This window comes from Staphylococcus epidermidis (genome assembly GCF_006742205.1).
In the GTDB taxonomy this organism is placed as follows: domain Bacteria; phylum Bacillota; class Bacilli; order Staphylococcales; family Staphylococcaceae; genus Staphylococcus; species Staphylococcus epidermidis.
Map to the genome: position 1 here is coordinate 1118994 of NZ_AP019721.1, position 19754 is coordinate 1138747.

A 19754-nucleotide genomic window follows, 5' to 3' on the forward strand; every position below is an offset into this window, starting at 1 on the left:
AGGAGGTAAGAGACCATGGTAGCACATTTAAATATTCATACTTCTTTTGACCTGTTAGATTCTAGTTTAAGAATTGATGCATTAATAGATAAAGCTAAAAAAGAAGGATATCGTGCGCTTGCAATAACCGATACAAATGTATTGTACGGTTATCCAAAGTTTTATGATGCTTGTATTGCAGCTCACATACATCCAATCTTTGGTATGACTATATATTTAACGGATGGTCTCTATACTATTGAAACGGTTGTTTTAGCAAAAAATAATCAAGGACTCAAGTCATTATATCAACTTTCTTCTGCTATAATGATGAGAAATAAAGAAGAAGTGCCAATTGAATGGCTAAAAAGATACGACGAACATTTAATTATCATATTTAAAGAGGCTGAGTTGTCTCATAAGCAAGTTATTGATGCTTTTGAAGGTAAGAAAGAATTATATTTAAATCACAATAGTAATAATACATTGACTGGCAAACGTGTATGGATGCAATCTGCAAGATACTTAAATGAAGATGATGCTGAAACCATTCCAGCGTTACATGCCATAAGAGATAATACTAAGTTAGATTTAATACATGAGAAAGAAACACTTGATGAACATTTTCCTAGTATAGAAGAACTTCAAACACTAAATCTTAGTGAAGATATGATTACTAACGCGAATGAAATTGAAGAATTATGCCAAGCAGAAATTGCATACCATCAATCCCTGTTGCCACAATTTGTGACACCTAATGGTGAAACTTCGAAAGATTATCTTTGGACGATACTTATACATAGGTTACGAGAATGGGAACTTAATGATAAAACTTATTTCAATCGGTTGAAACATGAATATAAAATTATTACTGATATGGGTTTCGAGGATTATTTTCTTATTGTAAGTGATTTGATTCATTTTGCTAAAACACATGAAGTGATGGTTGGGCCAGGTCGTGGTTCATCAGCAGGGTCATTAGTAAGTTATTTATTAGGTATTACTACTATAGACCCGTTAAAATATAATCTTTTATTTGAAAGATTTCTTAATCCTGAACGCGTAACTATGCCAGATATTGATATTGATTTTGAAGACACGAGACGTGAAAAAGTAATTAAGTATGTACAAGATAAATATGGTGAACATCATGTATCAGGTATTGTGACATTTGGGCATCTGTTAGCTCGTGCTGTTGCTAGAGATGTAGGAAGAATAATGGGATTTGATGAAACGAGTTTAAATGAGATTTCAAAACTTATTCCACATAAATTAGGTATAACTCTTGAAGAAGCATACCAAAAGCCAGAGTTTAAAGCATTTGTTCATCGTAATCATAGAAATGAACGTTGGTTTGAAGTGAGTAAAAAGTTAGAGGGATTACCAAGACATACGTCTACGCATGCTGCAGGTATCATTATCAATGATCAACCATTATTCAAATTTGCCCCATTAACAACTGGTGATACAGGATTATTAACGCAGTGGACTATGACAGAAGCGGAACGTATAGGATTATTAAAAATTGATTTCTTGGGATTACGCAATCTATCAATTATTCATCAAATTATTTTACAAGTTAAAAAGGATTTAAATATAAATATTGATATAGAAGCTATACCTTATGATGATAAAAAAGTTTTTGATTTATTATCAAACGGTGACACTACAGGTATATTTCAATTGGAATCAGACGGTGTTAGAAGCGTATTAAAAAGATTGCAACCCGAACATTTTGAAGATATCGTAGCTGTCACATCATTATATAGACCAGGACCAATGGAAGAAATACCAACTTATATAACCCGTAGACATAATCCTAACCAAGTTGCTTATTTACATCCAGATTTAGAACCAATCTTAAAAAACACATATGGTGTTATCATTTATCAAGAACAAATAATGCTAATAGCAAGTCAAGTTGCTGGTTTTAGTTATGGTGAAGCAGATATTTTAAGAAGGGCAATGAGTAAAAAGAATCGTGCAATCTTAGAAAGTGAGCGTCAACATTTCATTGATGGTGCAAAAAATAACGGTTACGATGAACAGATAAGTAAGCAAATTTTTGATTTAATACTTAAGTTTGCAGATTATGGGTTCCCACGTGCCCATGCTGTTAGTTACTCAAAAATTGCATACATTATGAGCTATTTAAAAGTGCACTATCCTCATTATTTTTATGCAAATATCTTGAGTAATGTAATAGGAAGTGAAAAAAAGACTGCAGCTATGATTGACGAAGCTAAGCACCAAAGAATTAGCATCTTGCCTCCCAATATTAATCAAAGTCATTGGTATTATAAGGCAAGTAATAAAGGAATATATCTGTCTTTAGGTACAATTAAAGGAATTGGATATCAAAGCGTTAAATTAATTATTGATGAACGTCAGCAGAATGGACCTTATAGAGATTTCTTTGATTTTTCAAGACGTATACCAAAAAGGGTGAAAAATAGAAAATTACTTGAGTCTCTTATCTTAGTAGGCGCATTCGACACTTTTGGCAAAACTAGAGCGACATTATTACAAGCAATTGATCAAGTATTAGATTTGAATTCTGATGTTGAGCAAGATGAAATGCTTTTCGATCTTTTAACTCCTAAACAATCGTATGAAGAAAAAGAGGAACTACCTGATCAATTATTAAGTGATTATGAAAAAGAATACCTAGGATTCTATATTAGTAAACATCCAGTTGAAAAGAAATTTGAAAAGAAACAATATTTAGGCATATTTCAATTGTCTAATGGAAGTCACTACCAACCTATACTTGTTCAATTTGACCATATCAAACAAATAAGAACGAAGAATGGTCAAAATATGGCATTTGTAACGATGAATGATGGAAGAACGATGATGGATGGAGTGATTTTCCCAGATAAGTTTAAAAAATACGAAACTTCTATTTCAAAGGAACAGATGTATATCGTATTAGGTAAATTTGAAAAGCGTAACCAACAAATGCAACTTATCATCAATCAACTTTTTGAAGTTGAAGCGTATGAGCAAACAAAATTGTCTAATTCGAAAAAAGTTATTTTACGTAATGTAACACATCTAGAACCACAATTTGAACATTCAAAAGTAGAATCTAATGAACAACATGCATTAAATATTTATGGTTTTGACGAAAGTGCAAATAAGATGACAATGTTGGGACAAATTGAACGTCAACGTCAAAATTTTGATCTATTAATACAAACTTATTCGCCAGCTGATATTAGATTTATTTAACTTTTAACGATTTTTAAATTATGATATAGTTAACTGATGATTATTTCTTAATCATCAGTTTTTCTTTTATAATTATTTTTTGTTCTGATTTAACACACTAAATCTGTTTTATCAGCAGAAGAAATAATTTGAATTGCAACATCTAAAAATCAATTTACTTTCAATGATTGTACTATTGTTCTACATATTTACTAGTAAATCGTGTATATTTAAAATGATTCAGTTTTCTTTTCATGGATTGACTTATGTATTGAATATATATAGTTCAATGACTTCTCACAAAATAAAATAGGGGTTGATTAAATGTCTTTAAGAGATGACGCTTTAGAAATGCATAGAGAGAACCAAGGTAAACTAGAAATTACACCAAATGTTAAAGTGACAAATAAGCAACAATTAAGCCTAGCATACTCACCTGGCGTTGCAGAACCTTGTAAAGAAATCCATGAAGATTCAAGAAAAGTATATGAGTACACTATTAAAGGAAATACAGTTGCTGTTGTAACAGATGGAACTGCTGTTCTCGGTTTAGGGAATATTGGAGCAGAAGCAAGTATTCCAGTAATGGAAGGAAAGGCAGCACTGTTCAAAAGTTTTGCGGGTATTAATGGTGTGCCAATAGCTCTAGATACAACTGACACTCAAGAAATCATAAAAACAGTAAAACTTATTGCACCAAACTATGGTGGAATTAATCTTGAAGATATATCAGCTCCCCGCTGTTTTGAAATTGAAGAAACCTTAAAGAAAGAGACCAATATACCTATTTTTCATGACGATCAACATGGTACAGCTATTGTTACTATGGCTGGGTTAATCAATGCTTTAAAAATTGTAGATAAAGAGTTAACGGATATAAAAGTTGTATTAAATGGTGCAGGTGCAGCAGGTATCGCTATAGTGAAGTTACTTCATGCTTATGGTGTGAATAATATGATTATGTGCGATTCAAAAGGTGCTATTTATTCTGGCAGAAATTTTGGTATGAATGATACAAAAACATATGTAGCTAAGTGGACGAATAAAGATAAAGTTGAAGGTTCACTTGAAGAAGTGATTAAAGATGCAGATGTTTTTATAGGTGTATCTGTAGCGGATATATTAACTCAAGATATGGTGAAGACAATGGCTGATGATCCAATTATTTTTGCTATGGCTAATCCTAATCCTGAAATCAATCCCAATGAAGCCAAACAGGCAGGTGCAAAGGTCGTAGGTACAGGTCGATCTGATTTTCCAAACCAAATTAATAATGTATTAGCATTTCCAGGTATTTTTAGAGGTGCATTGGATGTTGAAGCCACTCATATTAACGAAGATATGAAAAAGGCAGCTGTAGAAGCTATCGTTCATTTAATAGACGAAAATGAGTTACATCCTGATTACTGTATACCAGGACCATTTGATAAAAGAGTAGCTCCATCAGTAGCCAAAAATGTAGCTAAAGCTGCTATGGAATCCGGTGTAGCAAGAATTAAAATTGATACACAAGAAATATTTGATAAAACTATGAAACTTACTGACTTAAAATAGATTAAACGAATAGCTATATTTTTAGTACTATTATGATTTATACAAAAAATATAAAGTCTTTTTAAATGAAGTAACAGAGGATATTTGGAGGTTTACCAATGTTTAAAGATTTTTTTAATCGAAGCAAGAAAAAGAAATATTTAACAGTTCAAGATTCTAAACAAAATGATGTACCTGCTGGTATAATGACAAAATGTCCTAATTGCAAAAAAATAATGTATACAAAAGAATTGAATGAAAATTTAAATGTATGCTTTAATTGTGATCATCATATAGCTTTAACCGCATATAAAAGAATAGAAGCAATTTCAGACGATGGATCATTTATAGAATTTGATAGAGGTATGACATCTGCTAACCCATTAGACTTTCCTGGGTATGAAGAAAAAATTGAAAAAGATCAGCAAAAGACTGGACTTAATGAAGCGTTAGTGTCTGGTACTGCGAAATTAGATGGAATACAATATGGTGTTGCAGTTATGGATGCTCGTTTTAGAATGGGAAGCATGGGCTCTGTAGTTGGTGAAAAAATATGCAGAATTATTGATTATTGTACAGAACATCGTTTGCCATTTATTCTGTTTTCTGCGAGTGGTGGAGCTAGAATGCAAGAGGGAATTATTTCTTTAATGCAAATGGGGAAAACAAGTGTTTCTTTAAAAAGACATTCTGATGCAGGACTATTATATATTTCTTACATAACTAATCCCACTACTGGAGGGGTTTCTGCAAGTTTTGCTTCGGTTGGAGATATTAATTTAAGTGAACCTAAAGCACTAATCGGATTTGCTGGTAGACGTGTTATAGAACAAACAATTAATGAAAAGTTGCCTGATGATTTCCAAACTGCTGAGTTTTTATTAGAGCATGGTCAACTTGATAAAGTCATTCATCGAAAAGATATGCGTGAGACTTTATCAAATATTTTAAAAATCCATCAAGAGGTGAGTAACTAATGTTAGATTTTGAAAAACCACTTTTTGAAATTAGAAATAAAATTGATTCTTTAAAAGAATCGCAAGAAAAAAACGAAGTTGATCTTCAAGATGAAATAGATATGCTGGAAGCATCATTAAAAAGAGAAACTACAAAAGTGTACACTAATCTAAAACCTTGGGATCGTGTTCAAATCGCTCGTTTACCAGAAAGACCAACCACATTAGATTATATTCCCTATATTTTTGATTCATTTATTGAGTTACATGGCGATAGAAGTTTTAGGGATGATCCAGCAATGATTGGTGGAATTGGTTACTTAGATGGTAAGTCTGTAACAGTTATAGGCCAACAACGTGGTAAAGACACGAAAGATAATATTTATCGTAATTTTGGTATGGCTCACCCAGAAGGGTATAGAAAAGCTTTGCGTTTAATGAAACAAGCAGAGAAATTTAATCGTCCAATATTTACTTTTATAGATACTAAAGGTGCTTATCCGGGTAAAGCAGCTGAAGAAAGAGGTCAAAGTGAATCAATTGCAAAAAATTTGATGGAAATGGCTTCATTAACGGTACCAGTTATTGCTGTTGTTATTGGTGAAGGCGGAAGTGGCGGCGCTTTAGGAATTGGAATCTCAAATCGTGTTCTGATGCTTGAAAATAGTACTTATTCAGTTATTTCACCTGAAGGAGCAGCTGCACTTTTATGGAAAGATAGTAACTTAGCTCAAATTGCCGCTGAAACTATGAAAATCACTGCGCATGATTTACTAGATTTAGGTATTATAGATGAAGTGATTAATGAGCCACTTGGTGGTGCGCAAAAAGATGAAGAAGCACAAGCTTTATCAATTAAGAAAATGTTCCTTAAACATTTAAATGAATTAAAGCAACTCACACCTGAAGAATTAGCAAATGATCGTTTTGAAAAATTTAGAAAAATTGGTTCAGTTGTGGAGTGATTTTGTATAGCTATTAGTCTAATTGTTAGGCTTTTAGCTCTTTTTTTTATGTTGTAATAAAAATTACATTTTTAAAACGTTTACATCTATGAATTGTCTTTCTTTTAATGGAACGTTAAAAAAATTTATGGTAATTTAGAGTTGAAGATAAATCTAGTTAAGGAAAGGTATGTCGTCATGAAGAAGATTGCAGTTTTAACTAGCGGAGGAGATTCTCCGGGTATGAACGCTGCTGTTCGTGCAGTGACTCGGACAGCAATTTACAATAATATTGAAGTTTATGGTGTTTATCAAGGTTACCAAGGTTTACTTGATGATGATATTCATAAGCTTGAATTGGGTTCAGTAGGGGATACAATTCAACGAGGAGGAACTTTCCTCTTTTCCGCAAGGTGCCCTCAGTTCAAAGAAGAGGATGTACGTAAGAAAGCTATTGAGAATTTACGTAAGCGTGGTATCGAAGGTTTAGTTGTTATTGGAGGAGATGGCAGCTATAGAGGGGCACAACGAATTAGTGAGGAATGTAAAGAAATTCAAACAATTGGTATTCCTGGTACAATTGATAATGATATTAATGGTACAGATTTTACAATTGGTTTTGATACTGCATTAAACACTATTATTGAATCAGTCGATAAGATTAGAGATACGGCATCAAGTCACGCAAGAACGTTTATTGTTGAAGTTATGGGGCGTGATTGTGGAGATTTAGCTTTATGGGCTGGATTATCTGTAGGTGCTGAAACGATTGTTTTACCAGAAGTCAATACAGATATTAAGGATGTAGCTGAAAAGATTGAACAGGGTATTAAAAGAGGGAAAAAACATTCTATCGTTATGGTTGCAGAAGGTTGTATGAGCGGCCAAGAATGTGCAGATGAGTTAACGAAGTATATTAACATTGATACACGAGTTTCAGTGTTAGGTCACATTCAACGTGGCGGTAGCCCATCTGGTGCTGATCGAGTATTAGCTTCTCGACTTGGTGGATATGCTGTTGAACTATTAAAACAAGGCGAGACAGCTAAAGGTGTTGGCATTAGGAATAATCAATTAACCTCTACGCCGTTTGATGAAATTTTTGCTGAAAGTGATCGCAAATTTAATAGTCAAATGTATGAATTAGCAAAAGAATTATCAATTTAAATTTATTTGGGAGGATTATAAAAATGAGAAAGACTAAAATTGTATGTACAATAGGACCAGCTTCAGAATCAGAGGAAATGCTCGAAAAACTAATGAATGCAGGAATGAACGTTGCGCGTTTAAATTTCTCACATGGTAGTCATGAAGAACATAAAGCAAGAATTGATACAATTCGTAAAGTTGCTAAACGTTTAAATAAAACAATTGGCTTGTTATTGGATACTAAAGGGCCAGAAATTCGTACGCACAATATGAAAGATGGACTTATTGTTTTAGAAAAAGGCAAAGAAGTCATTGTCAGTATGAATGAAGTTGAAGGAACACCTGAAAAATTCTCTGTAACATATGAAAATCTAATCAATGATGTCAATATTGGATCATATATACTATTAGATGATGGTTTAGTTGAACTTCAAGTCAAAGAAATTAACAAAGATAAAGGCGAAGTTAAATGTGATATCTTAAATACTGGTGAATTAAAAAATAAAAAAGGTGTTAACTTACCTGGTGTTAAAGTTAATTTACCTGGTATCACTGATAAAGATGCCGATGATATCAGATTTGGTATAAAGGAAAATGTAGACTTTATAGCTGCAAGTTTTGTAAGACGTCCAAGTGATGTTTTAGATATCCGTCAAATTCTTGAAGAAGAAAAAGCAGAAATAACAATTTTCCCTAAAATCGAAAACCAAGAAGGTATCGATAATATTGAAGAAATTCTTGAAGTATCTGATGGATTAATGGTAGCACGTGGTGATATGGGTGTTGAAATTCCACCAGAAAGCGTACCAATGGTTCAAAAAGATTTAATTAGAAAATGTAATAAATTAGGAAAACCTGTAATTACTGCGACTCAAATGCTTGATTCTATGCAACGTAATCCACGTGCGACACGTGCAGAAGCAAGTGACGTAGCTAATGCAATATACGATGGTACTGACGCGGTAATGTTATCAGGTGAAACTGCAGCAGGTCAATATCCTGAAGAAGCTGTTAAAACTATGCGTAATATTGCAGTTTCTGCTGAAGCAGCGCAAGACTATAAAAAATTATTAAGTGATCGTACTAAATTAGTTGAAACTTCATTAGTAAATGCAATTGGTGTTTCTGTTGCACATACTGCCTTAAACTTAAATGTAAAAGCTATTGTAGCAGCAACTGAAAGTGGTTCAACAGCACGTACGATTTCTAAATATCGTCCACATTCAGATATCATTGCTGTAACACCTAGCGAAAAAACTGCTAGACAATGTGCAATTGTATGGGGAGTAAATCCGGTCGTTAAAGAAGGACGTAAAACAACTGATGCTTTACTAAATAATGCTGTAGCAACAGCAGTAGAAACTGGTAGAGTTTCAAACGGAGATTTAATTATTATTACTGCTGGTGTACCTACTGGAGAAAAAGGAACTACAAATATGATGAAAATCCACTTAGTAGGTGATGAGATTGCTAAAGGTCAAGGTGTTGGTAGAGGATCTGTTGTAGGCCATGCAATTGTCGCAGATAGTGCTAGTGATTTAGAAGGTAAAGATTTATCTGATAAAGTTATTATTACAAATTCTGTTGATGAAACATTAGTACCATATGTTGAAAAAGCTATAGGTCTAATTACAGAAGAAAATGGTATTACTTCACCAAGCGCAATTATAGGTTTAGAAAAAGGCATACCTACTGTTGTTGGTGTAGAACAAGCAACCAAAGAAATTAAAAATGATATGTTAGTGACTTTAGATGCGTCACAAGGTAAAGTGTTTGAAGGTTATGCTAACGTCCTTTAATTTAACAAATGATAAATTAAAAAAGAAGATTTGATAATCACAAAGCTTTAAAGCTATTCATAAGAGAGCCTGGAACATTGATTTATGTTCCAGGCTCTTATTATTTAGGGGCGTTGATTATTGAAATTAAAAATGATTAAATCAATCTTTTATAACACTAATTATTGATTTTAAAGTAGAACACCAAATGTCATCTTTATTTGAATAATAAAAGTAATAAAAGAATGATTGATTGAAAGATAATGATTGTAGAAATTGACATGATAAGGTTAGAGGCTTCTAGATGACGTTAATCAGTAGAAAGTAAGAAAAGTATATCACTCAGATGAATTAAAAAATCGACACTAGTAATGAGAAATTACTAAGTGTCGATGTAAATTTTATCGTGCTTCTTTATCAGCTTTTTTGTATCTTAAGTACATTAAACCTAATAAAATAAACCAAATAGGCGTGCAGTAAATCGCTCTTCTTGTATCAACATTTATAAATAACAAGGCAAATACAAAAACAAAGAAAATAAGTATAAGGTATCCCATGTATTGACCGCCTGGTAGTTTATATGTCGCTTTCTTATGAAGTTCTGGATTTTTACGACTATAGTTAATATAAGCAATAATAATTAATGCCCAAACCACAACAAACAATACTGTAGAAATCGTAGTAACATAAGTAAATACAAGTGTTGCATCAGGGAATATGTAATTCAGTAGTGCTGCAATTAACAATAAAGCTGATGATGCAATGATTGCTTTATGTGGCACACCATGTTTATTAGTACTAGCAAATGTTGGTGGTGCTTGATTTTGGTTTGAAAGTCCATAAAGCATTCTGCTGTTTGAGAAAATACCGCTGTTACATGAAGAGGCAGCAGCTGTTAAAACAACGAAATTAATTATTCCTGCTGCAAACGGTATACCAATTAATGCAAACAATCTAACGAATGGACTATTATCTGGATCTACTTTATCCCATGGAATAATGGACATGATGACTGCTAATGCACCAACATAAAAGATTAAAATTCTAATAGGTACACTATTGATAGCTTTAGGTATAGTTTTTTCTGGATCTTTTGTCTCTCCTGCAGTAACACCAATCATTTCAATACCAACAAATGAGAACAATGCCATTTGGAATGACATAAAGAATCCAGAAGCTCCTTTTGGAAAAATTCCATGTTGATACAAATGAGTTAAACTTGTGTTACCAAATGGTGTCTTGAATGCGAATAAAATCATGATTACACCTATAACGATTAAAGCAATGATTGTAACTATTTTAATGATTGCGAACCAGAATTCAAGCTCACCAAACAACTTTGCACTTAATAAATTGAAAGACATTAGAATAAGTACACAGAATAAAGCACTAATCCAATTAGGTATGTCTGGGAACCAAAAACTTATATATTTGGCAACTGCAGTCACTTCAGCCATACCAGTAATAATCCAACATAGCCAGTAAGTCCAACCCGTTACAAATCCTGCGAACGGTCCTATATATGTGTTGGTCACGTCAGCAAAAGATTTGAAATTCGTATTTTGAATAATAATTTCTCCCAATCCACGCATGAACATAAATAACATGAACCCTATAATAATATAAGTAAGTAATATTGAGGGACCAGTCATTGCGATAGTTTGTCCGGCACCTAGGAACAGACCAGTTCCTATAGCACCTCCGATGGCAATTAATTGAACATGTCTATTGCTCAATTCTCTTTGTAAATTCTCAGCCATAAGACAACTCCCTTACTATAAGATATATATATTATGCACTTATAATGCAATTTATACAATTCTTTTCGAAAAAAAGTGTGAAAATTCACCATAATCATTATTAATATTTATTAATCATTCTTGATAACTAAACGAAAAGACATAAAGAATTGTGATTTCTTAGACGAGATAAGTATTGGAAAACCAGAGTTGTTAAGGGTTTTAGAAGGAAAATATTATAAGTAGCGACTAGACATTTTTCTCGTACTGATATGAGAATGTTTTTAATGTTTCACAAATTGTTTGAATTTAGCTATAATATTTATTGAAAGCCATTTCATAAAGAAACAGTAAAGGGGAAATTTATCATGGCAGAATTAAAAAGAGGTTTAGAAGGGGGTATTGCAGCTGAAACTAAAATTAGCTCGATAATTGACAGTCAGTTAACATATGCGGGCTATGATATTGACGATCTCGCAGAAAACGCGCAATTTGAAGAAATAATTTTTTTACTATGGAATTATAGACTTCCTAATGAAAATGAGTTAAGTGAATTAAAAGAAAAATTATTTGATTATATGACTCTTAATAATAGAGTATACAAGCACTTTGAGGAGTATGTGACGGATCATGTACATCCAATGACTGCTCTACGTACATCAGTATCATATGTAGCTCATTTTGATCCAGAAGCGGAAAATGAATCTGATGAGAATAAATATGATAGAGCTATTCGTATTCAAGCTAAAATCGCTTCTTTAGTAACGGCTTTCGCTAGAGTTAGAGACGGTAAAGAACCTGTCAAACCTAATTCTGAACTTAGTTATGCAGCAAATTTCTTATATATGTTAAGGGGAGAACTACCAACAGAAGTTGAAGTTGAAGCATTTAATAAGGCATTAATTTTACATGCTGATCATGAACTTAACGCATCTGCATTTACGGCACGTTGCGCAGTATCTTCATTATCAGATATGTATTCAGGTGTTGTTGCAGCTATTGGTTCATTAAAAGGACCATTACATGGTGGTGCAAATGAACGAGTGATGTCAATGCTTAAAGAAATAGGAAGCATTGATAATGTAGATCACTATTTAGATGAAAGATTTGCAAATAAAGATAAAATTATGGGCTTTGGTCATCGTGTTTATAAAGATGGTGATCCAAGAGCTAAATATTTAAGAGAAATGAGCCGTAAAATCACTGAAGAAACAGGGCAAAGTGAACTGTTTGAAATGTCATTAGCCATTGAGAAGAGAATGAAAGAAGAAAAAGGACTTATTCCTAATGTCGATTTCTTTAGTGCTACAGTCTATCATAGTATGAATATTCCACATGACTTATTCACACCAATATTTGCAGTAAGTCGTACTTCTGGCTGGATTGCTCATATTTTAGAGCAATATCGAGACAATAGAATTATGCGACCAAGAGCTAAATATATAGGTGAACAAAATCGTAAATATGTGCCTATTGAAGAAAGACCATAAAATAAATTAGTATTATAACTTTAAAATATGGAGGTTAATTGTATGTCTGCAGAAAAAATAACACAGAGTAAAGATGGTTTAAATGTACCTAATGAACCTATTATTCCGTTTATTATTGGTGATGGTATTGGACCAGATATTTGGAAAGCAGCTAGCCGAGTAATCGATGCTGCTGTTGAAAAAGCGTATAATGGAGAAAAACGTATAGAATGGAAAGAAGTCTTAGCAGGTCAAAAAGCTTATGATGAAACTGGAGAATGGTTGCCACAAGAAACGTTAGAAACAATCAAAGAATATTTAATTGCTGTTAAAGGTCCTTTAACAACTCCAATTGGTGGTGGAATTCGTTCATTAAACGTAGCACTGAGACAAGAGTTAGATTTATTCACTTGTTTACGTCCGGTACGTTGGTTCAAAGGCGTTCCTTCACCAGTTAAGCGACCTGAAGATGTTGATATGGTTATTTTCCGTGAAAATACCGAAGATATATATGCAGGGATAGAATTTAAACAAGGTACATCAGAAGTAAAAAAAGTTATAGATTTCTTACAAAATGAAATGGGAGCAACTAATATTCGTTTCCCTGAAACTTCTGGTATTGGTATAAAGCCAGTATCTAAAGAAGGTACAGAACGTCTAGTAAGAGCAGCTATTCAATATGCACTTGATAATAATCGTAAATCAGTAACTTTAGTTCATAAAGGTAATATTATGAAATTTACTGAAGGTTCATTTAAGCAGTGGGGCTATGATTTAGCTCATAATGAATTTGGTGATAAAGTGTTTACATGGCAACAATATGATGAAATTGTTGAACAAAAGGGTAAAGATGCTGCGAATGAAGCACAAAGTAAAGCTGAACAAGAAGGTAAAATTATTATTAAAGACTCTATTGCTGATATCTTCTTACAACAAATATTAACTCGTCCAGCTGAACATGATGTTGTGGCAACTATGAATTTAAATGGTGACTATATCTCTGATGCTCTTGCAGCTCAAGTTGGAGGCATTGGTATTGCGCCTGGTGCTAACATTAACTATGAAACTGGACATGCTATTTTTGAAGCAACACATGGTACTGCACCTAAATATGCTGGTTTAAATAAGGTTAATCCGTCATCAGAAATTTTAAGTTCAGTTTTAATGCTTGAACATTTAGGTTGGCAAGAAGCCGCAGATAAAATCACTGACTCTATTGAGGCAACAATTGCTTCAAAAATCGTAACATATGATTTTGCGCGTCTTATGGATGGTGCAAAAGAAGTTTCAACATCTGATTTTGCTGATGAACTAATTAAGAATATTAGATAATTTTTTAATAACTTTTTATAAAAATTTCAAAGAACCTGAGACATAAAATATTAGTGTCTCAGGTTTTTTTATTAACAATAAATTTAAAATAAACCTATTTCTATCTTATCTTGAACATTCACTCTGCTTAAATTTCATATTTCTTTTATTAAAGTTTCCTTTAAGAAAATATATATTGAAGTTACTATTTCGTATAATTGTTAAGGGTAAATTTATAACTTTTATTAAGATTATGTAAATTTGATGTGTAGCTATATTATTTCTATTTGAATATCAGTTATAATATAAATGTATAAAAAGATTAGGAGGCACACTATGTCACAAAAAATATTAGTGGTTGATGATGAGCAATCCATCGTGACCTTACTAAAATATAATTTAGAAACAGCAGGGTATATAGTCGAAGTCGCTTATGATGGTGAAGAGGCATTGAAAAAAGTTGAAACAGAACAACCGGAACTAATTGTATTAGACGTTATGTTGCCAAAAAAAGATGGTATAGAAGTATGTAAAACAATCAGGTCTGATAAAAATTTAGTACCGATTTTAATGTTGACAGCAAAGGACGATGAATTTGATCGAGTTTTAGGGCTTGAACTAGGTGCTGATGACTATATGACAAAACCATTTTCACCTAGAGAGGTAGTTGCCAGAGTTAAAGCAATATTAAGACGTTCTCAATTTGTAAATGAAATTGAGAAGGAAGATGTTGATGATGAAGATATTATCATTGGTTCAATTAGAATTCGACCTGAATTCTTTGAAGTCTATAAAGAAGATGAATTATTAGAATTGACGCCAAAAGAATTTGAATTGTTATTATATTTAATTGAAAGACAAGGAAGAGTTATTACTCGAGAACATATGTTGAATTCAGTGTGGAATTATGAATTCGCTGGAGATTCTCGAATTGTTGATGTACATATAAGCCACTTAAGAGATAAATTGGAAGAAAATCCTAAGCAACCTAAATTGATAAAGACTGTACGTGGTTTAGGTTATAAACTGGAGAGACCTAAAGCTTAATGTTGAAGTTCCATTTGCGTTTATTACTATTAATTAGTACTATTACAATCATTAGTTTTATTGGTTTAGGCGCTATCATTCACAACACAATTTATCAAACATTAACTAGTAATCAAATTAAAAGCTTAGATAGTGAAGCCCGTAATTATGTTAATCTCTTTAATAATAATAAAGAGAAAGAAATCACTAATATAGCTCATAATGAAAAAAATATCATATTAATAAAAGAAAAAGATAAAGATAAAATTATTTACTCAAGTGGAAATATTAAAGATATTGACCATAGAATTGATAATGAAGCTAATCCTTCGAAATTAATCAATAAAAACACAAAACTCGGTATGCGTTACACCTATAAGAATACAATAGATGATAAAACAATATACATAAGTGGAATTAATAATGAAATTATTGATTTACAAAAGGATTTATGGAAATACTTGTCTATTGTTGGAGTCATTGTATTATTTACGGTCTATTTAGCAAGTAGAAGTATCAATCGAACATATATTAGACCTATCAATGAAGTAACTTATGCTACATCACTTCTAGCAGATGGATATTACCATGTTCGTGTTCCAGAAAGTAATGTGAAGGAAACTAGGGCATTATTTGTGACTACAAATGACTTAGCACGACGATTGCAAAAATTAAACAATAGTCAAAAAATTCAATCCAATAGATTAAAAACTACCTTAGAAAATATACCGAGTTCAGTACTGATGATTGATAAACATGGAGAAATTGTAGTTGCTAATCATGCTTATTATCAGGTGTTTAACCCTGATCAAATGGTAGAAAATAAAAGTTACATTGGTTTCATAGATGATAGTATTGAAAAATTAATTATTGAAAGTTTTAGAACTGAAAAAGTTATCTATGAACAATTAGAAGTTGCTATTAATAACGTACATACTAAATATTTCGATGTATCTTGTATCCCCATTTTAACTAAATCTAAAAAAAATTTACAAGGTATGGTGGTTGTGCTTCATGACATTACTAATTTGCAGAAATTAGAAAACCTTAGAAGGGAATTTGTTGCAAATGTGTCACATGAACTAAAAACACCGATTACTTCAATCAAAGGTTTTGCAGAAACTCTGATTGAAGGTGCTAAAAATGATGAACAATCGCTTGATATGTTTTTAAATATTATTTTAAAAGAATCTAATAGAATAGAGTCATTGGTTACAGACTTATTAGATTTATCACATATAGAACAGCAAAAAGAACTTGAAATAAATTACATGAATTTATCTGAATTAGCTATTAATATAATAGATAATTTGCAAACACAAGCATACAATAAGAGAATCAAAATACAATCTGAAATTGAAAAAGATGTCATCATTGAGGCACATGAAAATAAAATAGCGCAAGTTATTACTAATTTGCTATCAAATGCTATAAATTATTCTTCAGAAGATAATAAGGTAATAGTAAGAGTATATAGAAATGACAATAAAGTTTATTTAGAGATTCAAGATTATGGTATTGGTATAAGTGAAACAGATCAAAAGCGTATATTTGAACGTTTCTATCGTGTAGATAAAGCGAGAAGTAGAGATTCAGGTGGTACAGGACTTGGTCTGTCTATAACAAAACATATTGTTGAAGCACATAATGGTAGAATAGACGTGAAAAGTGCACCTGGCAAAGGTTCGATATTCAAAGTTCTATTTAATGATAATTAAATTTGAGGGCACTACATTGTCGGTACAGACAATGTGGTGTCCTTTGTTGTAGTGATTATTTAGAAATATAATGTTAAGACTTATGCTATTAATTAAAATCAAAATACATCTTGTCATTGACAGACATAAGATGAGTGGAAATTTTTTAAGAAACATTTAACTTAATATTTCTTTAGCATTTATAAGTTAAATATTAGTAATAGCTAATGCGTAGTGAATACTAAACTCGCTTACTCGTTATGTATTTGTATATATGCTAAAATATATGTAAATCTGTTCTGGAGGTTACGTATTTTGAATAAATTAGTATTAATAGATGGTAATAGTCTAAGCTTTAGAGCGTTTTATGCTCTCCCTTTACTTTCAAACCATGCAGGTATTCATACAAATGCAGTTTACGGCTTTGCTATGCTCTTAGAAAAAATAATTAAAGAAGAAAAACCGAATCATTTTTTAGTTGCATTTGATGCAGGTAAAACGACTTTCAGACATTCTAAGTACAGTGAATATAAAGGTGGTCGTCAAAAGACTCCACCTGAATTAAGTGAGCAATTTCCATATATTCGTCAACTTTTAGATGCGTATCATATTAAAAGATATGAACTTGATAATTATGAAGCTGATGACATTATAGGAACATTAAGTAGACAAGCTGATGAAGAAGATTTTGAAACCATTATCATTACAGGTGATAGAGACTTAACTCAATTAGCCACTGATAATGTTACAATATATTATACAAAAAAAGGTGTTACCGACGTTGATCATTATACACCTAAATTTATAGCAGAGAAATATAATGGTTTAGTGCCGAAACAAATTATCGATATGAAAGGTCTAATGGGGGATACCTCTGACAATATTCCTGGCGTTGCTGGTGTCGGCGAAAAGACGGCTATTAAATTACTTAATCAATTTGAGTCAGTAGAAGGGGTCTATGAACATATTGAGGAGGTCACTGCAAAAAAATTAAAAGAAAAACTCATCAATAGTAAAGATGATGCCTTAATGAGTAAAGATTTAGCAACAATCAATGTTCACAGTCCGATTGAAGTATCATTAGAAGATACAAAATTAACTCTACAAGACGACACTACAGAAAAAATTGAACTATTTAAAAAGCTAGAATTTAAACAACTATTAGCAGATATAGACACATCCTCTACGAATGAAGAAGTCATAGATAAAACTTTTGAAATTGAGCAAGACTTTCAAAATGTAGATTTGAATGATTTAAACGAAGCGGTAATACATTTTGAACTCGAAGGCACTAATTATCTTAAAGACACTATTCTCAAGTTTGGTTTTTATACAAATCATCAACATGTAGTGATAAATGCTGAGGATGTAAAGGATTATAAACATTTAGTTCAATGGCTTGAAGATAAAAATACAACTAAAATTGTCTATGATGCAAAAAAAACTTATGTATCTGCTCATCGATTAGGGATTAATATAGAAAATATTGAATTTGATGTTATGTTAGCAAGCTATATTATTGACCCATCACGTTCTATTGATGACGTTAAATCTGTGGTAAGTTTATATGGACAAAATTATGTAAAAGATAATATTACAATATTTGGGAAAGGTAAGAAACATCATATACCTGAAGAACCAATTCTAAACGAACACATTGCCTCTGTGACAGAAGCTATAGCAGCTGTAACTCCAACCATGAAATCACAGTTAGAAGATTATAATCAAATTGAACTGTTGAAAGATTTAGAATTACCATTAGCAAGAATTTTAAGTGAAATGGAAGAAATTGGTATATATACCGATATCAATGATTTGAAAGAAATGGAATTCGAAATTCAAAAAAAATTGGATGTATTAATATCCAATATTCATGAGTCGGCTGGTGAAGCGTTTAATATCAATTCTCCTAAGCAATTAGGTGTTGTTTTATTTGAAACATTACAATTGCCTGTCATTAAGAAGACCAAAACGGGCTATTCAACAGCTGTAGACGTATTAGAAAAACTACAAGGTGAGCATCCTATTATAGATGATATTTTAGAATATAGACAACTTGCTAAGTTGCAATCTACGTATGTAGAGGGATTACAAAAAGTAATAAGCAAAGATCATAGAATTCACACACGTTTTAATCAAACGCTTGCTCAAACTGGTAGATTATCAAGTATAGATCCTAATTTACAAAATATACCTATACGATTAGAAGAAGGAAGAAAGATTAGAAAGGCCTTTAAACCAACTTCTAAAGATAGTGTGATTTTATCTGCTGATTATTCACAAATTGAGTTACGTGTACTTGCTCATATTACGCAAGATGAAAGTTTAAAACATGCATTTATAAACGGACATGATATTCACACTGCAACAGCAATGAAAGTATTTAATGTTGAATCTGACCAGGTTGATAGTTTAATGAGACGTCAAGCAAAAGCTGTTAACTTTGGTATTGTATATGGTATCAGCGATTATGGATTGAGTCAGAGCTTGGGTATTACTAGAAAACAAGCAAAAGCATTTATTGATGATTATTTAGCTAGTTTTCCAGGTGTAAAACAATATATGTCAGACATTGTTAAAGATGCAAAAGCACAAGGTTATGTGGAAACACTACTTCATCGTCGTCGATACATTCCTGATATAACAAGTAGAAACTTTAATTTAAGAAGTTTTGCAGAAAGAACAGCAATGAATACACCCATACAAGGTAGTGCAGCTGACATAATAAAATTAGCAATGGTTAAATTCAGTGAAAAGATTAAAGAAACTAAATATCATGCTAAGTTATTATTACAAGTTCATGATGAACTCATATTTGAAATACCAAAATCAGAAGTAGAAGATTTTAGTAAATTTGTAGAAGAAATTATGGAACAAGCATTAGTGCTCGATGTACCTTTAAAAGTAGATTCGAATTATGGTGCAACATGGTACGATGCTAAATAAAGAAAGGATAATAT

12 protein-coding genes are annotated in these 19754 nt (G+C 32.0%); 11 read left to right on the top strand and 1 reads right to left on the bottom strand.

Annotated features, from left to right (window positions below):
- The first annotated feature begins 15 nt into the window (after positions 1–15).
- From FNL83_RS05600 to pyk, 6 genes are all read left to right on the top strand, one after another.
- Positions 16–3213, top strand: coding sequence for a DNA polymerase III subunit alpha (locus FNL83_RS05600; protein ID WP_002486313.1), 3198 nt, complete (start codon positions 16–18; stop codon positions 3211–3213).
- A 303-nt stretch (positions 3214–3516) separates the two neighbouring features.
- Positions 3517–4746 (top strand): NADP-dependent malic enzyme, encoded by a 1230-nt coding sequence (ystJ, locus tag FNL83_RS05605; protein WP_002440198.1) that lies wholly within the window; start codon positions 3517–3519, stop codon positions 4744–4746.
- Positions 4747–4844: 98 nt separating this feature from the next.
- Positions 4845–5702, top strand: a complete 858-nt coding sequence (gene accD, locus FNL83_RS05610; RefSeq protein ID WP_002440197.1) for an acetyl-CoA carboxylase, carboxyltransferase subunit beta — start codon at positions 4845–4847, stop codon at positions 5700–5702.
- Positions 5702–6646, top strand: coding sequence for an acetyl-CoA carboxylase carboxyltransferase subunit alpha (locus FNL83_RS05615; protein ID WP_002440194.1), 945 nt, complete (start codon positions 5702–5704; stop codon positions 6644–6646). The genes accD and FNL83_RS05615 overlap by 1 nt, the downstream gene beginning before the upstream one ends.
- 177 nt (positions 6647–6823) lie before the next feature.
- Entirely contained in the window at positions 6824–7792 is a 969-nt protein-coding gene (gene pfkA / locus FNL83_RS05620; protein WP_002440192.1) for a 6-phosphofructokinase, read from the top strand.
- Between the two features lie 23 nt (positions 7793–7815).
- A complete protein-coding gene (pyk, locus tag FNL83_RS05625) occupies positions 7816–9573 on the top strand; it encodes a pyruvate kinase (RefSeq protein WP_001830831.1) in 1758 nt (585 codons plus the stop codon).
- 380 nt (positions 9574–9953) lie between these two features.
- On the opposite strand, the gene FNL83_RS05630 is transcribed toward pyk, so the two are convergent.
- Positions 9954–11312, bottom strand: a complete 1359-nt coding sequence (locus FNL83_RS05630) for an amino acid permease (RefSeq protein WP_002486314.1) — start codon at positions 11310–11312, stop codon at positions 9954–9956.
- 347 nt (positions 11313–11659) lie between these two features.
- On the opposite strand from FNL83_RS05630, the gene FNL83_RS05635 reads away from it, so the two are divergent.
- The 5 genes from FNL83_RS05635 to polA all read left to right on the top strand — a co-directional run bounded on the left by FNL83_RS05635 (position 11660) and on the right by polA (position 19740).
- Positions 11660–12781, top strand: coding sequence for a citrate synthase (locus tag FNL83_RS05635; RefSeq protein ID WP_142191177.1), 1122 nt, complete (start codon positions 11660–11662; stop codon positions 12779–12781).
- Between the two features lie 42 nt (positions 12782–12823).
- Entirely contained in the window at positions 12824–14092 is a 1269-nt protein-coding gene (icd, locus tag FNL83_RS05640; RefSeq protein ID WP_001830826.1) for an NADP-dependent isocitrate dehydrogenase, read from the top strand.
- Between the two features lie 315 nt (positions 14093–14407).
- A complete protein-coding gene (locus FNL83_RS05645; protein ID WP_001830897.1) occupies positions 14408–15118 on the top strand; it encodes a response regulator transcription factor in 711 nt (236 codons plus the stop codon).
- Positions 15118–16815, top strand: coding sequence for a two-component system histidine kinase PnpS (pnpS, locus tag FNL83_RS05650; protein ID WP_001830867.1), 1698 nt, complete (start codon positions 15118–15120; stop codon positions 16813–16815). Before FNL83_RS05645 ends, pnpS begins: the two co-directional genes overlap by 1 nt.
- 294 nt (positions 16816–17109) lie before the next feature.
- Positions 17110–19740, top strand: coding sequence for a DNA polymerase I (polA, locus tag FNL83_RS05655; protein WP_002470417.1), 2631 nt, complete (start codon positions 17110–17112; stop codon positions 19738–19740).
- Positions 19741–19754 lie beyond the last annotated feature (14 nt).

Bases quoted from the DNA above. Each gene is read 5' to 3' on its own strand.
- FNL83_RS05600 (WP_002486313.1), top strand. From the start codon at position 16: ATGGTAGCACATTTAAATATTCATACTTCTTTTGACCTGTTAGATTCT.
- ystJ (WP_002440198.1), top strand. From the start codon at position 3,517: ATGTCTTTAAGAGATGACGCTTTAGAAATGCATAGAGAGAACCAAGGT.
- accD (WP_002440197.1), top strand. From the start codon at position 4,845: ATGTTTAAAGATTTTTTTAATCGAAGCAAGAAAAAGAAATATTTAACA.
- FNL83_RS05615 (WP_002440194.1), top strand. From the start codon at position 5,702: ATGTTAGATTTTGAAAAACCACTTTTTGAAATTAGAAATAAAATTGAT.
- pfkA (WP_002440192.1), top strand. From the start codon at position 6,824: ATGAAGAAGATTGCAGTTTTAACTAGCGGAGGAGATTCTCCGGGTATG.
- pyk (WP_001830831.1), top strand. From the start codon at position 7,816: ATGAGAAAGACTAAAATTGTATGTACAATAGGACCAGCTTCAGAATCA.
- FNL83_RS05630 (WP_002486314.1), bottom strand. From the start codon at position 11,312: ATGGCTGAGAATTTACAAAGAGAATTGAGCAATAGACATGTTCAATTA.
- FNL83_RS05635 (WP_142191177.1), top strand. From the start codon at position 11,660: ATGGCAGAATTAAAAAGAGGTTTAGAAGGGGGTATTGCAGCTGAAACT.
- icd (WP_001830826.1), top strand. From the start codon at position 12,824: ATGTCTGCAGAAAAAATAACACAGAGTAAAGATGGTTTAAATGTACCT.
- FNL83_RS05645 (WP_001830897.1), top strand. From the start codon at position 14,408: ATGTCACAAAAAATATTAGTGGTTGATGATGAGCAATCCATCGTGACC.
- pnpS (WP_001830867.1), top strand. From the start codon at position 15,118: ATGTTGAAGTTCCATTTGCGTTTATTACTATTAATTAGTACTATTACA.